The organism is Curtobacterium sp. 1544, from assembly GCF_040544915.1.
GTDB lineage: Bacteria > Actinomycetota > Actinomycetes > Actinomycetales > Microbacteriaceae > Curtobacterium > Curtobacterium pusillum_C.
This window is the reverse complement of sequence record NZ_JBEPKX010000007.1, coordinates 15,144-28,975: the sequence shown is the minus strand read 5'-3', so window position 1 is coordinate 28,975 and position 13,832 is coordinate 15,144. Positions and strand designations below refer to the sequence as shown.

15 protein-coding genes are annotated in these 13,832 nt (G+C 71.1%); 9 read left to right on the top strand and 6 right to left on the bottom strand.

Annotation, left to right across the window (positions count from 1 at the left end; translation table 11 throughout):
* The first annotated feature begins 25 nt into the window (after window positions 1-25).
* On the top strand, window positions 26-754 hold the full coding sequence (locus tag ABIC61_RS06120) for an SDR family oxidoreductase (protein ID WP_354029193.1): 729 nt from the start codon (window positions 26-28) through the stop codon (window positions 752-754).
* A 219-nt stretch (window positions 755-973) separates the two neighbouring features.
* On the opposite strand, the gene ABIC61_RS06115 is transcribed toward ABIC61_RS06120, so the two are convergent.
* From ABIC61_RS06115 to ABIC61_RS06105, 3 genes are all read right to left on the bottom strand, one after another.
* On the bottom strand, window positions 974-2,131 hold the full coding sequence (locus ABIC61_RS06115) for a Gfo/Idh/MocA family protein (RefSeq protein WP_354029192.1): 1,158 nt from the start codon (window positions 2,129-2,131) through the stop codon (window positions 974-976).
* On the bottom strand, window positions 2,128-2,943 hold the full coding sequence (locus tag ABIC61_RS06110) for a sugar phosphate isomerase/epimerase family protein (protein WP_354029191.1): 816 nt from the start codon (window positions 2,941-2,943) through the stop codon (window positions 2,128-2,130). Before ABIC61_RS06110 ends, ABIC61_RS06115 begins: the two co-directional genes overlap by 4 nt.
* Before the next feature lie 106 nt (window positions 2,944-3,049).
* Complete coding sequence (locus tag ABIC61_RS06105) at window positions 3,050-4,417, bottom strand: MFS transporter (RefSeq protein ID WP_354029190.1); 1,368 nt, start codon at window positions 4,415-4,417, stop codon at window positions 3,050-3,052.
* A gap of 159 nt (window positions 4,418-4,576) precedes the next feature.
* On the opposite strand from ABIC61_RS06105, the gene ABIC61_RS06100 reads away from it, so the two are divergent.
* From ABIC61_RS06100 to ABIC61_RS06090, 3 genes are read left to right on the top strand one after another with little or no spacing between them, the layout of a single operon-like run.
* Window positions 4,577-5,173: a TetR/AcrR family transcriptional regulator gene (locus ABIC61_RS06100; RefSeq protein ID WP_354029189.1), complete on the top strand. Its 597-nt coding sequence runs from the start codon at window positions 4,577-4,579 to the stop codon at window positions 5,171-5,173.
* Between the two features lie 33 nt (window positions 5,174-5,206).
* On the top strand, window positions 5,207-5,881 hold the full coding sequence (locus ABIC61_RS06095; RefSeq protein ID WP_144751010.1) for a DUF433 domain-containing protein: 675 nt from the start codon (window positions 5,207-5,209) through the stop codon (window positions 5,879-5,881).
* Window positions 5,878-6,288 carry a PIN-like domain-containing protein gene (locus ABIC61_RS06090; RefSeq protein WP_354029188.1) on the top strand — a complete coding sequence of 137 codons (411 nt, stop codon included), beginning with the start codon at window positions 5,878-5,880 and terminating at the stop codon, window positions 6,286-6,288. The genes ABIC61_RS06095 and ABIC61_RS06090 overlap by 4 nt, the downstream gene beginning before the upstream one ends.
* A gap of 42 nt (window positions 6,289-6,330) precedes the next feature.
* Here the strand turns inward: ABIC61_RS06090 and ABIC61_RS06085 are convergent, their stop codons facing one another.
* The gene (locus ABIC61_RS06085) at window positions 6,331-6,498 is read right to left on the bottom strand and encodes a hypothetical protein (RefSeq protein WP_186321919.1); all 168 of its coding nucleotides are present in this window, start codon (window positions 6,496-6,498) and stop codon (window positions 6,331-6,333) included.
* A gap of 131 nt (window positions 6,499-6,629) precedes the next feature.
* Between ABIC61_RS06085 and ABIC61_RS06080 the strand changes: the two genes are divergently transcribed.
* Entirely contained in the window at window positions 6,630-7,316 is a 687-nt protein-coding gene (locus ABIC61_RS06080; protein WP_502908788.1) for an NUDIX hydrolase, read from the top strand.
* Between the two features lie 13 nt (window positions 7,317-7,329).
* Here ABIC61_RS06080 and ABIC61_RS06075 read toward each other — a convergent pair whose 3' ends face one another.
* The gene (locus ABIC61_RS06075; RefSeq protein WP_354029187.1) at window positions 7,330-7,752 is read right to left on the bottom strand and encodes a hypothetical protein; all 423 of its coding nucleotides are present in this window, start codon (window positions 7,750-7,752) and stop codon (window positions 7,330-7,332) included.
* Between the two features lie 58 nt (window positions 7,753-7,810).
* Here ABIC61_RS06075 and ABIC61_RS06070 point away from each other — a divergent pair, with 58 nt between their 5' ends.
* Window positions 7,811-9,436, top strand: a complete 1,626-nt coding sequence (locus ABIC61_RS06070; RefSeq protein WP_354029186.1) for a phospholipase D family protein — start codon at window positions 7,811-7,813, stop codon at window positions 9,434-9,436.
* A 40-nt stretch (window positions 9,437-9,476) separates the two neighbouring features.
* Here the strand turns inward: ABIC61_RS06070 and ABIC61_RS06065 are convergent, their stop codons facing one another.
* Window positions 9,477-10,988 (bottom strand): CitMHS family transporter, encoded by a 1,512-nt coding sequence (locus tag ABIC61_RS06065; RefSeq protein ID WP_354029285.1) that lies wholly within the window; start codon window positions 10,986-10,988, stop codon window positions 9,477-9,479.
* Window positions 10,989-11,141: 153 nt separating this feature from the next.
* Between ABIC61_RS06065 and ABIC61_RS06060 the strand changes: the two genes are divergently transcribed.
* The 3 genes from ABIC61_RS06060 (at window position 11,142) to ABIC61_RS06050 (ending at window position 13,831) form a co-directional block, all read left to right on the top strand.
* Entirely contained in the window at window positions 11,142-12,833 is a 1,692-nt protein-coding gene (locus ABIC61_RS06060) for a sensor histidine kinase (RefSeq protein WP_354029185.1), read from the top strand.
* A complete protein-coding gene (locus ABIC61_RS06055) occupies window positions 12,830-13,486 on the top strand; it encodes a response regulator (RefSeq protein WP_354029184.1) in 657 nt (218 codons plus the stop codon). The genes ABIC61_RS06060 and ABIC61_RS06055 overlap by 4 nt, the downstream gene beginning before the upstream one ends.
* Before the next feature lie 111 nt (window positions 13,487-13,597).
* Window positions 13,598-13,831 carry a PLDc N-terminal domain-containing protein gene (locus ABIC61_RS06050; protein ID WP_079237025.1) on the top strand — a complete coding sequence of 78 codons (234 nt, stop codon included), beginning with the start codon at window positions 13,598-13,600 and terminating at the stop codon, window positions 13,829-13,831.
* Window position 13,832: the final 1 nt, after the last annotated feature.

The following is a 13,832-nucleotide window of genomic DNA, read 5'->3' as shown; positions in this document are numbered from 1 at the left end:
CGAGCTCCGGACGGACGATCAGACCATGCAGAACGAGAACACGACCACTGCCCTGGTGACGGGCGGCAACAAGGGCATCGGCGCCGCGATCGCCGAGGGACTCGGCCGGCAGGGACTCCGGGTACTCGTGGGCGCCCGCGACGACGACGCACGCCGCGGCGCGGTCGAGCGGCTCCGCGCGAGCGGGATCGCCGCCGACGGGGTCCGCATCGACGTGACCAACGACGCGAGCGTGACCGCTGCCGCGGCCGACATCGAGGAACGCTTCGGCCGACTCGACGTCCTGGTGAACAACGCCGGGATCTCCGGCCCGTTCGACCCGGTCACGTGGACGCAGGACCCGACGACGCTCGACCTCGACGTGGTCCGGCAGGTCGTCGACGTCAACGTGTACGGCGTCATCCGAGTGACGAACGCGATGCTGCCGCTGCTCCGCCGTTCGCCCGCGCCGCGGATCGTGAACGCGTCGAGCAGCATGGGCTCGCTCGGCCGCCAGCCCGGGCCGGTGATGGCCGCGTACTCGCCGTCGAAGACGTTCCTGAACGGGATCACGACCCAGTACGCCCGCGCGTTCGCGGACACGCCGATCATCGTGAACGCCGCGTGCCCGGGCCTCGTCGCGACGGACTTCAACGGCTTCGCCGGCGACCGGACGGCCGCGCAAGGGGCCGCGACCGCCATCCGGCTCGCGACGCTCCCCGACGATGGTCCGCGCGGCGGCTTCTTCGAGGACGCCGGCGTCGTGCCCTGGTGACGGGAGACGGTCGGAGTCCTCGACGGCTGACCCGGAACGACGAAGCCGCTGTCGTACGACAGCGGCTTCGTCGTTCGTTGCACACGCGCACAGTCACGAGCCGCTCGGGACGACAACGCGGACGTCGTGCGACAGCGGAAGTGTCGTACAGAGTCCCCACGGCGCAGGACGGAGACCGGGGACGGAGGCCGAGTCGTCTCCGGGACGGAGACCGTCGGCTCAGACCGCGGCCGTCGCGCCCTCCAGGGTCGCAGCCAGCGGGTCGAAGTCCTCGGGCAGCGACGCGATCGGTGCGACGGTCGACTCGACCTCGATGAACGAGCGGGCGGCGATCGACTCCTCGACGGCGACCATCGTGTCGAGCACGTGGTAACCGACCTCACCGGTCGCGATGTGCGAGCCTCCGCCACGGATCGCCCGCGCCATGTCGAGCACGCCGAGGCCACGACCGACCGTCGGCTCCTCGTCGAGCAGCACGTCGAAGTCCTGCGAGAAGGGGAACGTCGCGTCGGCGGTGATCGGTCGGGCGATCCGGATCGGGTGCCCGCCACCGAAGGTGTTCGGGTCGGGCAGCACGATGGTGCCCTCGGTCCCGTTCACCTCGAACACGCCGTGCCGGAACAGCGGGGTGTCGAACGACAGCAGGGACTGCGCGTTGCCGCCCTGCTCGAACGCGGTCAGGACGGAGACATGGGTCGGGACCTCGACGGGGAACTCGTCGCCCGCGTTCGGCCCGACGACGAGCTGCCGGGTCTCCCGGGACTTCGACCCCGTCGCCACGACGGACTCGACCGGGCCGAGCAGGTGCACGAGCGCGGTGAAGTAGTACGGACCGATGTCGAAGAGCGGACCGGCACCCTTGGCGTAGAGGAACGAGGCGTTCGGGTGGAACACGTCCGGCCCCTGCCACTGCATGCTCGTGACGGCGGTCAGCGGGGTGCCGATCGCGCCGGCCTCGATGGCGCGCTTGGCGGTCTGCCAGCCCGGGCCGAGCACGGTGTCGGGCGCGATGCCGAGCTTCAGCCCGAGCTCGTCCGCCAGGGCCACGAGCGACGCGGCCGAGGCCCGGTCGACACCGATCGGCTTCTCGCTCCACACGTGCTTGCCCGCGCGCAGCGCCTGCGTCGAGACCTCGACGTGGGTGGCGGGCAGCGTGAGGTTGATGACGATCTCGACGTCCGGGTCGGCGAGCACCTCGTCGCCGGTGCCGGACGCAGGCACGCCCCACTTCGCCGCCGACGCGGCGGCCCGTTCGGTGTCGATGTCGCCGATGCGGACGACCTCGACGTCGGGGAACGTGGTGAGGTTCGCCAGGTACTGCTCGCTGATCATCCCGGCGCCGATGAAGCCGATGCCGACACGGCCGGTGCGGGTCATGCGGACACCTCCTGCTTGTTCAGAGTGGCCTCGAGCCACGCGTAGGACTGCTGCACGGCGTCGAAGATGTCGACTTCGGAGTGGTCGAACTCGATCACGGCGTACTCGAGCGCAGTGGCAGCGTGCAGTGCTTCGGCGAGCCGGACGTCGCCCTGGCCGGCCGGTGTCTGGTCCTGCGGGATCGACGCCGTGGAGATGTCGTCGCGCATCGGGCCGTCCTTGACGTGCACGGCGACGATGCGGTCCCCGAGCTCCTCGATGAAGGGCACGAGGTCGATGCCTGCTGCGGATGCCCAGTACAGGTCGAGCTCGAGCACGACGGCCGGGTCGAGCAGTCCGGCGAGCACCTGCAGTGCGGGCGTGCCCTCGATCTGCGGCCGGAGCTCGTGGTCGTGGTTGTGGTAGCCGACGCGGAGGCCGTGCGCCGCGGCTTCGGCAGCGGCGGCGTTGAGGCGTGCGGCGACGCGCTCGACGCCCTCGCGGGTGGTCCAGTGGTCGGGGCCGACGAACGGGTCGATGACGATCTCGACGCCGAGTTCCTTCGCGGCGGCGAACGTCGCTGCGTGCGACGGAGCGGTCATCACGGTGCCGTCGGGCAGCGGGATGGTCTCCTCGACGAGGAACGCGTGCCCCGTCTTGGCGGCGATGCCGTGGGCGTCGAACGCGGACTTGAGCTGCGCTGCTCGGTCCACGAACGCGAACGCCTCGACGGTGTCGAAGCCGATCTCGGCGAGGCGGCGGACGCCGCCGTCGAGGTCGGGCTCCAGTGCGGCGTTCACCGTGTAGAGCTGCAGGGAGATGGCGGGTGCCATGGCTGGTCCTTTCAGGGGGCTTGCGTTGTGTGCGGTGACCGCCTGGAGGCGCGACTCGCCTTCGTGAGTCGGGTCGCGCCTCCAGGCCGCTGGGTGGGCACGCGCGCTACTTGACGGACTTGATGGGGAGGATCACGAGTGCGCCGAGCAGCACCGCGACGCCCGCGCCCCAGAGCATGAGCGTGTAGTTCTGCCCGCCGCCGATGCCGAGGAGGAAGAGGCCGACGGCCGGTGCGAGCGACTGCGGGAGCGCGTTCGCGATGTTGATGACACCGAGGTCCTTGCCGGGTCGCTCGGGGTCGGGGAGCACGTCGACGACGAGCGCGGTGTCGATCGCGGCGTAGATGCCGTACGCGAAGCCGAGCACGATCTCGGCGAAGTAGAAGCCACCGACGCTGTCGACGTGGGCGAGGATCACCAGGCCGACCGCCGTGAGCGCGGTGGAACCCCACACGAAGACCTTGCGACGTCGGATCCGGTCCGAGACCCAGCCGGAGATCGCCGCACTGGCCATCAGCGCGACCGTGTAGAGCAGCACACCGAACGCGACGACACCGACGGCCTCGGCCTGCGGGAGACCGATGCGGTCCTCCATGTAGAGCAGGCGGTACGTCGTGAACATGAACGTGCCGAAGGTGATGAGGAAGCGCCCCCACCAGGCCAGCCCGAAGTCGCGGTGCTTGATCGGGTTCGTCCAGAACGACGAGATGAGGTTGATCCAGCTGAACGGCTTGATCGGCGTGGTCGGCAGGTCGTCGCGGGCCACGAACGAGTACACGAGGATCACGGCGATCGCCAGGATGCCGGGGGCGATGAACAGCAGCGGCAGGTTGCCGATGAGGTACACGGCCAGGTACAGGCCCGCGAGGATCGCGACGTTCTGCGCGAGGGCGATGACACTCGATGCCTTGCCGCGCTGGAACTCGGGCACGTTGTCGGCGAAGCTCGCGGTCAGCGTGGCGAGGACGGCGTTCGCGGCGACCTGCGCGAGGACCCACGCGATGGTGAGCTGCAGCACGTTCGGTGAGAACGCCAGCCACACGAGAGCGACGAGGAACACCGCGGTGCCGCCGACCATGTACGGCCGCCGACGGCCCCACCGCGTGCGGGTCCGGTCCGAGATCGCGCCGAACAGGGGGTTGGCGAAGAGCGCGCCGAGTGCGCCGAACGGCAGGACCGACCCGACGATCGTCTCGGGGCTGTCCGGGTTGAGGGCCGTCGCCTTGATCGTCATGCCGACGAACACCGGTGTGAGCAGCGCGGCGAACAAGCCGAACTGCGCCAGGCTGAGCGCCCACATGTAGCCGGCGCCGACGCGGACGGAACTGACGGCCTGGGTGATGCCCTCGACCGAGAACGCTCGGGATGCGGCTGCGGGGTCGCTGCCCGTCGCGCCCGCGGCTGCGGTGACCGGCGGGTTCGCAGTGCCGGCGAGACCGGTCTGCGGTTCTTCCTTCGACGTCGGTGTCGACATGACTCCTCCTCGAGTCATCGGGGGCTTCGGGGCCCACTGAATACCTAGTGCTGCTAGGTGATCGGGACTGTAGCACCAGAAACCTCCACTTGGAAGTTTTTGTTGCGGTACTTTTCGCCGGCTCTTCAGCGACTCACGGCGCCCGGTAGGTTTGTCCGGGTGACCTCCAACGATGGAACCGGCAGCGGCGCTGGTGCCCGTGGGCCCTACGCCAAGGGCGTGCAGCGTCGGCAGGAGATCCTCGACCAGACCCTCGACGTCGTCGCGTCACGAGGCATCGACGGAGCGTCACTCCGGGCCATCGGCGAGGCGATCGGCGTCTCGCACGCGGCGCTCCGGCACTACTTCTCGTCGCGCGAGGCCCTGCTCGTCGAGGTGCTGCGAGAGCGTGACGCCGCATCGAACCGCGCCCTCGGCGACACCGCCGGCGTCTTCACCCGGCTCGGGGTCGTCGCCGATCGGAACGTCAGCGAGCCGGCCCTCGTGACGCTCTACACGACGCTGCTCGGCACCTCGGTGGAGTCGGGGAACGAGACCGCGCGGTCCTACTTCGCCGAACGGTTCGCGACCGCTCGGTCCGATCTGGCGACGCAGCTCCGGGACGAGCTCTCAGCCTCGGGGCGGCACACGGACGCAGACCTCGACCAGGTGGCGTCGCTCATCATCGCCGCGTTCGACGGGCTCCAGGTGCAGTGGTTGCTCGACCGGGACGTCGACATCGCGGGGACGCTGCGACTGCTCGAGCGGGTGCTGTAGCCAGCACGCCGCCACCCTCGTTATCCTGTTTGCATGCAAACGCCGATCTCGGACGCCGCGCACACGACGCCGATCTACTCCTTGAACGAGGCGGCACAGATCGTGCGCGCACCGTCCACGTCGTTCGCTCGCTGGGCACACGGTCATCGCTTCAAGCAGCGCAGCGAGGGCGCATGGGGTTGGAGCGCACCCATCCTCACCGGAGTGCGGGCGGGTCGTAGCTTCACGGTGCCGTTCAACGCTCTCGCAGAGGGGTACATCGTCGAATCCTTCCGGCGAGCAGGTCTCCCGATGGCGCGGATCCGCCCCGCGGTCGAAGTCCTGCGCCACGAGATCGGCCTGGAGAACGCGCTCCTGAGCGAGAAGCTCCGGACGGACGGAGCGGAGATCCTGATCGAGAACGGCGACCGCGACCTGGTGGTCGTCCGCAACCACCAGGGTGTCTTCCGCGATGTCGTCGACCAGTACCTGCAGAGCATCGTCTACCGCGAGGGGTTCGTGGACTTCCTCCGCCTGCCGACGTTCGAGCGCATCGACGTGGTCGTCGATCCACGCCGCAACGCCGGGCAGCCCACGGTCGCTCGGATCGGCGTCCGTGTCGAGGACGTCGTGAGCAGAGTGCGCGCCGGCGAGTCGATGACCGACGTCGCCGACGACTTCGCGCTCGAACCCGTCGAACTCCGCTCGCTCCTGCTCCAGGCCGCGTGACCGTGGACGAGGCTCGGTTCCTCCTCGACCGTTCGGTCGGTGGGAAGCTCCTCATCGCGCGCCTCAGAGGAGCCGGATGGGTCGCACGGACGCTTGCCGAGGAGTACGGAGACGAGCGTGCTCAGCGCATGCCCGACGAGGAGTGGATCGCCGAAGGCACACGCTCCGGGTACGTGCTCCTGGCGAAGGACCACCGCGTGGCGACGAGACCGCTGGAGGCGCAAGCGATCTACGTCCACGACGCCCGCGTGATCACGTTCGCGCGGGGTGAGCTCATCGCGGCCGAGATGGGCGACCTGTGTCTGCGGCACGAGCGGGCGATCCACCGTCTGGCGCAGGTGCAGCCGCCGTTCGTGATGGCGCTCAGCGAGTCGGGGCTCCGTCGCAAACGTCTCAACGTCGTCTGACGAGCGCACTCGGTCCGCGCGGTGCCGCCGGGCTCCGCAGGGCTACTCCGCGTCGCCGTCCTCCTCCGGGTTGAAGTGCGAGTCGTCCCCGACGTGTCCGGCGGCGAGACCGTCGGGCTCGTTGGGGATGGTGCCGTCCTCGCCGAGGCCGTCCGGCTTCGGGGTGCCCTCGGAGTCGTTCTTCGGTGCGGTGCCGTCGGTGTCGCTCATGGTCTGCTCCCTCGCAGTGATCGCCCGGGACCGTCGTGGTCCCGGTGCTGCTGACTCGGAACGTACGTGGCGTCCCTGACGAGGTCCCCCGGGGCACGCCTTGTGGATGGCCCGGCGCCTAGGCTGTCCACGTGAACTCGGCGCGCCAGCAGCTGTCCGCGCTCGTCGAACCGGGCGCCGCGCCGCTCGTGACCGGGATGCCCGTGGCCGATGCGTCCCGGAACGCAGCGGTCCTCGTCCTGTTCGGCGAGCTCGACGACGTCCCGAGCGACCGCACCGCCGACGACGCAGCGGTGACGCGAGACCTCGACGTCCTGCTGCTCGCCCGTGCCACCACGCTCCGTGCGCACCCCGGTGAGGTCGCGTTCCCGGGCGGCCGTGTCGATCCCGGCGACACCGACGCCGTCGCCGCTGCGCTCCGCGAAGCGCAGGAGGAGACCGGCCTCGACCCGGCCGGCGTGGACGTCCTCGGCACGATCGCCCCGGTGCCGCTCGCGTTCTCGCGGCACCTCGTCACACCGGTCCTCGGATGGTGGCGAGAGGCATCTCCCGTCCGCGTGGTCGACGAAGCTGAGTCCGCCGCGGTGTTCCGCGCACCGGTGGCGGACCTGCTCGACCCGGCGCACCGCGGGGTGACGATCATCCGCCGCGGCGGGCAGGAGTGGCGCGGCCCGGCGTTCACGATCGACGATGTCTCGGGCGAGCACGTCGTCTGGGGGTTCACCGCCATGCTGCTCGATGCCCTGTTCGACCGCCTCGGTTGGGCGGAGCCGTGGGACGACCACCGCGAGATCGCCCTGCCGGGCCGACGGGCCTGACGGTCCCCGACGATCAGTCGAGCCGTTCCACGGCGTCAGGGACGATGAGCCGCCACAGCCCGTCGCGCTCCTCGTGGAGGTACAGCCGGTAGGCGCCGGGCTCGTCGAGCGGGTCGCCGTCGGAGTACTCGACGGCCTGCCCACCGGTGGTGCACTGGTCGGTCGGCGCGAACACGTCGAGCGTGTGTGACGGCGCCGTCCCCTTCCGGACGTCGGTCACGGTGGCCGCGTGCAGCCGGTACACGCCGTCGACGTCCACGGTCCGGTCGGTCGCGCTCACCCGGGCGTCGACCACGAGGGCGGCTTCGTCGGTCCGCGCTTCCTCGGTGTCGAGCTGGACGTAGTCGCGGCAGGAGCTCGTCTGCAGCGCGCAGCCGGTCAGGCTCGCAACGAGCAGCACCAGCAGCCCTGCCCCGGCACCGATCGTCCTCCGCACGGTTTCCCCTCCCGTTGCCCTGCGCACACCCTGCCACACCGTCCCGTACTGTTCGACTGTGCCCACCGATCCGCGCGACTGGTTCCTCTCCAGGGAGGAACGCGGCAACCTCGCCACGAGCATCCACGCCGGGCACGCGAGCGCCCACGCCGATGCAGCCCCCGACGCCGAGGGCGACACCGGCCGCGACGCCGCCCCGTGGTCCGAGGGCAACCACGTCCGTCCACTCGTGCACGGCGCCCCCTACTTCGCCCGCATCGAGGCCGAGCTGTCCGCCCTCGAGCCCGGCGACCGCGTGTTCTTCACCGACTGGCGCGGCGACGCCGACGAACGCCTGTCGCCGGACGGCCCGACGATCGGCGACCTGCTGGCCGACTCCGCGCGCCGGGGTGTCGAGGTCCGCGGACTGATCTGGCGCTCCCACGGCGAGCGGATCAGCGCGTCGATCAGCGCCCGCTCGAACGAGTTGCTCGGAAAGAAGATCAACGACGCCGGCGGCGAGGTCCTGCTCGACCAGCGCGTCCGGGTGTTCGGTTCGCACCACCAGAAGTTCTTCGTCGTCCAGCACCGTGCCGATCCGTCCCGCGACGTCGCGTTCGTCGGCGGCATCGACCTGTGCCACAGCCGACGCGACGACGCCGCACACGAGGGCGATCCGCAGCCCGTGTCGATCGACGCCCGCTACGGCGAGCGCCCCGCCTGGCACGACGCGTCGATGGAGCTCCGCGGCCCGGTGGTCGCCGACGTGCTGGCCGTGTTCGCCGAACGGTGGGACGACCCGCTCCCGCTGGACCGCAGCCTGCCGTACCGGATGCTCCTGCAGCGTCTCGTCCACATGCCCCGTCGTCCGGAGCCGTTGCCGGAGCGCACGCCGGCACCCCCTGCTGCCGGGAGCCACGCCGTGCAGCTCCTCCGCACCTACGGGGTCAAGCGCCCGCCGTTCCCGTTCGCCCCGCTCGGCGAGCGGAGCATCGCACGCGCGTACGCGAAGGCGTTCACCCGTGCCCGGTCGCTGCTCTACATCGAGGACCAGTACCTGTGGTCGCGCGAGGTCGCGACCGGCATCGCCGAGGCCCTCGAACGCAACCCCGACCTGCACGTGATCGTCCTGGTGCCGCGGTACCCGAACTCCGACGGGGCGCTCAGTGGCCCGCCGAGCAGGCTCGGGCAGATCGACGCGCTGCGCACGCTGCGCCGGACGGCCCCGGACCGGGTCGGTGTCTTCGACCTGGAGCACGAGTCGGGCCGTCCGATCTACATCCACGCGAAGGTGTGCATCGTCGACGACGAGTGGTTCACGATCGGGTCGGACAACTTCAACCGACGCTCGTGGACGTCCGACAGCGAGCTCACGTGCGCCGTCGTGGACACCAGCGACGACGGACGTTCCCTCGCGAGGGGACTGCGCCACGAACTCTGGGCGGAACACCTCGCGACGACCCCCGACGACGAACGGTTCGCCGGGTCCGGTGCGGAACTCCTCGCGCTCTGGCGCTCGCACGCCCGCGCGGTCGACCACTGGGACGAGGACGGCCGGTTCGGCCCGCGTCCGCCCGGTCGCATCCGGCAGCACGAGCCGGAGCCGGTCTCGGCGCTGCAGCGCCTGTGGGCGCGCCCGGCGGCGCGCATCGCCGTCGACCCCGACGGCCGGCCCCGCGGGATGCGCGGCTCGACCCGCTTCTGACGGGAGGCACGGTGCGGGCCGTGCAAGGCGCGGCAGGCGCTCAGCCGAACGGGATGACCCGCACCACGATCGCCACCGCGAGCATCGCCACCGCGACGACCGCCGCGCGCCAGAGCACCTTCTTGTGGTGATCGCCGAGGTTCACGTTCGCCAGGGACACGAGCAGCAGGATCGCCGGAACGAGCGGACTCTGCATGTGCACCGGCTGCCCCACGACCGACGCCCGCGCCATCTCGGCGGGCGTGATGCCGAACGACGCCGCGCTCTCGGAGAGCACGGGCAGGATGCCGAAGTAGAACGCGTCGTTGCTCATGAAGAACGTCAGCGGCATGCTCAGCAGCCCCGTGATGCCCGCCAGGTACGGCCCCATCGAGTCGGGGATGACCGCGACGAGCCAGTCGGCCATCGCCGAGACCATCCCGGTGCCGTCGAGCACGCCGATGAGGACCCCGGCCGCGAACACCATCGAGACCACGCCGACGATGCTCGGTGCGTGCGCGACGATCTGTGCGGTCTGCTGCTTGAGCTGCGGGAAGTTCACGAGCAGCGCGATCGCGGTGCCGATCATGAAGACGAAGTGGAGCGGCAGCAGTCCGACGACCAGGGCGACCATGACCGCGACCGTCAGCCCGAGGTTGACCCAGATCCGCCCGGGTCGGAGAGTCGGCCGGTTCGGGTCGAGCATCGTCTCGGCCATCGTCCCGGCGCCGTCGGACTCGGCCGAGCCGACCGTGTCCGTTCCGTCCACGCCCTCACCGTCCGCGCGGCGCCCGTCTGCCTTCCCGCCGCGCAGGCCGAGCGCGACCGTCGGACTGGTGAACATCCCACCGCCCGTCCCACCAGCGGCCGCGAGCATCCGGGACCCTGCACGCGAGCCCGCGGACGCACCGGCCGTCGCCGGCACCCGCCCGCCGCGCGCCGCCGTGGTGAACTCGATCAGTCCGAGGCGCTTGCGCTCCCGCAGTCCCATCGACCACGCGAACCCGAAGCAGAGCAGCAGTCCGACGACCAGGGACGGCACGAGCGGCACGAAGATGTCCGTCGGGTCGATCCCGAGCGCCGCGGCGGCACGAGCGGTCGGTCCGCCCCACGGCACGATGTTGAGCGTCCCGTTCGTGAGTCCCGCCACGCAGGTCATCACGACCGGACGCATCCCGAGCTTCAGGTAGATGGGCAGCATCGCCGCCGTCACCACGATGAACGTCGTCGAGCCGTCGCCGTCGAGCGACACCGCTCCCGCCAGGAGCGCCGTCCCGAGGACGATCTTCGCCGGGTCGTTCCCGGTGACGCGCAGGATGAACCGGACGAGCGGGTCGAACAGGCCGACGTCGATCATCAGTCCGAAGTACATGATCGCGAACATCAGGAGCGCCGCGGTGGGCGCGAGCGTCCCGATCGCCTTGGTCACCATGTCCCCGAGGCCCAGCCCGGCACCGGCGAACAGCCCGAAGACGGTGGGCACGATGATGAGGGCGAGCACCGGTGACATGCGCTTCGTCATGATCAGGACCATGAAGGTCAGGACCATCGCGTAGCCGAGGATGACGAGCATCAGGACTCCTTCGTCCGTGTCGAGCAGTCCGGGCACGCTACGACCCGGCCTGGAGGCACGGCTCGCTTCTGCGCGTTGGCCCACCAACGCGCGTTGACCGCTTTCTGCGCGTTCTGCTCACGAGCGTCGGCTCGCGATCCGTACGCTGTCCCCGTGACCGACGACCGCTCACGGCGCCCACGGCTCCGCTTCGCCACCGAGGTGCTCCTGCTGCAGCTCCTCGTCGTGGTCGCGGTCATCGCGTTGACGAGCGCCGTGTTCGTCCGGATCGAGGTCGGCCGCCTCGAACGGGCGGCGGAGGGGACGGCCCTCGCGATCGCGCAGAGCGTGGCGTCGCAGCAGGACCTCCGCTCCGAGGTCGCCCGGCTCAGCGTCGACGGCACCTCCCTCGACCGAGACGCACTCGCGGACGGGCCGGTCCAACAGGCGGCGCGCGCGACCCAGCAGCGCACGGGAGCGCTGTTCGTCGTGGTCACCGACGACCGCGGGATCCGACTCGCCCACCCGGACGCCGACCGGATCGGGCAGATGGTGAGCACCTCGCCGGACGAGGCACTCGACGGCCGCGAGTCCGTGTCCTGGGCACGCGGCACCCTGGGTGAGTCGGCGCGGGCGAAGGTGCCGGTCCGCGCGCCCGCAGCCGGCGGGACGGCGACGAGCCGCGCCTCCAGTCCGCTGCCCGTCGTCGGCGAGGTGAGCGTCGGGTTCAACCGGGCCCGCGTGTACGACACGCTCGTCGAGGACAGCGTGCCCGTCGTCGGGGCGGGACTCGTCGCGGTGCTGCTCGCGGTGATCGCGTCGGTGCTGCTCCGTCGACGCCTCGTCCGGCTCACCCTCGGGCTGCAGCCGGAGGACCTCGTGACCCTCGTGCAGAACCAGCAGGCCGTCCTCGGCGGCGTGGGCGAGGGTGTGATCGCGATCGCGTCGTCGGGGACCGTGACGGTCTGCAACGCCGAAGCCGCGCGCCTGCTCGACCTGACCCGGCCGGTCGGGCGCGCACTGGGGTCGCTGGCCCTGCCGGCACCGCTGCCGGACCTGCTCGACCGTTCCGCGTCCGTCCCCTCCAGCGCGACGGTCGTCGCCGGCCACCGGGTGCTGCTCGTCGACGTCCGCGCGGTCCACCGCGACGGACGCGACCTGGGACGTGTCGCCGTGCTGCGGGACCGGACCGACGTCGAGGCCCTCACCCGGCGGCTCGACGCGGTCGGTTCGATGAGCGCCGCCCTGCGTGCCCAGCGGCACGAGTTCGCGAACCGCCTCCACGCGATCTCGGGCCTGCTCGACACGGGCGAGACCGACCGGGCGCGGGCGTACCTGGCCGACGTGCAGGAGCGCGGCCCGCTGCACTACCCGGTGCAGCACGCCGATCGGCTGACCGAGCCGTACCTGCAGGCGTTCCTCGGCGCGAAGGGCGTCGAGGCGGCCGAGCGCGGCGTCCTGCTCCGGATCGGCCCGGAGACGCTGGTGCAGGGGACGATCACCGAGCCCGGGGACGTGACGACCGTGCTCGGGAACCTCGTCGACAACGCAGTCGCAGCGGCGCTCGGCGGCGACGACCCGTCCCCGTGGGTGGAGGTCGAGGTCCTCGACGACCGCGGGGCACTGCACCTGTCGGTGATGGACTCCGGGCCCGGGGTCGTCTCTGGTGGGGACCTCTTCGCCCGAGGCAGGCCGGAGACCGACGCCCCTCGGGATCCCGCGCAGGTGCACGGCCTGGGGATCGGTCTGCCGCTCTCGCGCGAGATCGCCCGACGACGCGGTGGCGACCTCTGGCTCGCGTCCCCAGGCGGGGACGACCACGGCGCGGTCTTCTGCGCCCGGCTCGAAGGAGTGGTGGTCCCGTGACCGCATCGTTCACCGTGCTGGTCGTCGACGACGACTTCCACGTGGCCGACCTGCACCGACGGCAGGTCGACGAGGTCGCGGGGTTCCGGGCGCTGGACCCAGTCGGCACGCTCGCGGCCGCACGATCCGTGCTGTCGTCGACCGTCGTCGACCTGGTGTTGGTCGACGTGTACCTGCCGGACGGCAGCGGACTCGACCTGCTGCGGTCCGTCGACACCGACGCGTTCGTGCTCAGCGCGGCGTCGGACTCGGACACGGTCCGCCGTGCGATGCGTCGCGGTGCCCTGGCCTACCTGCTCAAGCCGTTCCCGTCGACGCTGCTCGCGGAGCGACTGCGGTCGTACGCACGGTCCCGGAACGTCCTCGACGAGCGGGCGACCCTCGACCAGGAGGCCGTCGAGCGGGCGTTCCGGATCCTGCACTCCGGCGACGCTGCGGGTGCCTCTCCGTCACGGGCGGCGACCGCGGCGCTCGTGCTCGAGCAGCTGTCGGTCGACGCCGAGCGATCGGCTGCGGAGGTCGCGGCGGGCATCGGGGTCTCCCGGGCGACGGCCCAGCGGTACCTGGCGCAGCTCACCGCGGACGGAACCGCGACGATGCAGCTCCGGTACGGCGCGGCGGGGCGTCCGGAGCACCGGTACACCCGTCGTTGATCCGCACGGCTGGCGGATGTCCGTCGCGGGGATGACGACCGGCGCGAGCGCGCTCCGTATCGTGGCTGCCGCCCGGACGGTCGTCGTCACGGGCGACGAGGGGAGAACGACATGCTGGGCAACGTCAGCGGAGCACACGTCCTGGTGATCGCGGTGATCCTGGCGATCGAGGTGCTGGCACTCGTGCAGGTCTGGCGGGACCGGCGGCGCAGCGACGTGGTCAAGGTCGTGTGGACCGTCGTGATCATCGCGGTGCCGGTCATCGGCGTCGTCGGCTGGGCCGTGAACTGGTTGCTCGGCCGTGCCGCCGATCGGCTGAACCGCTCGAACGGGCCGGCCGCCTAGG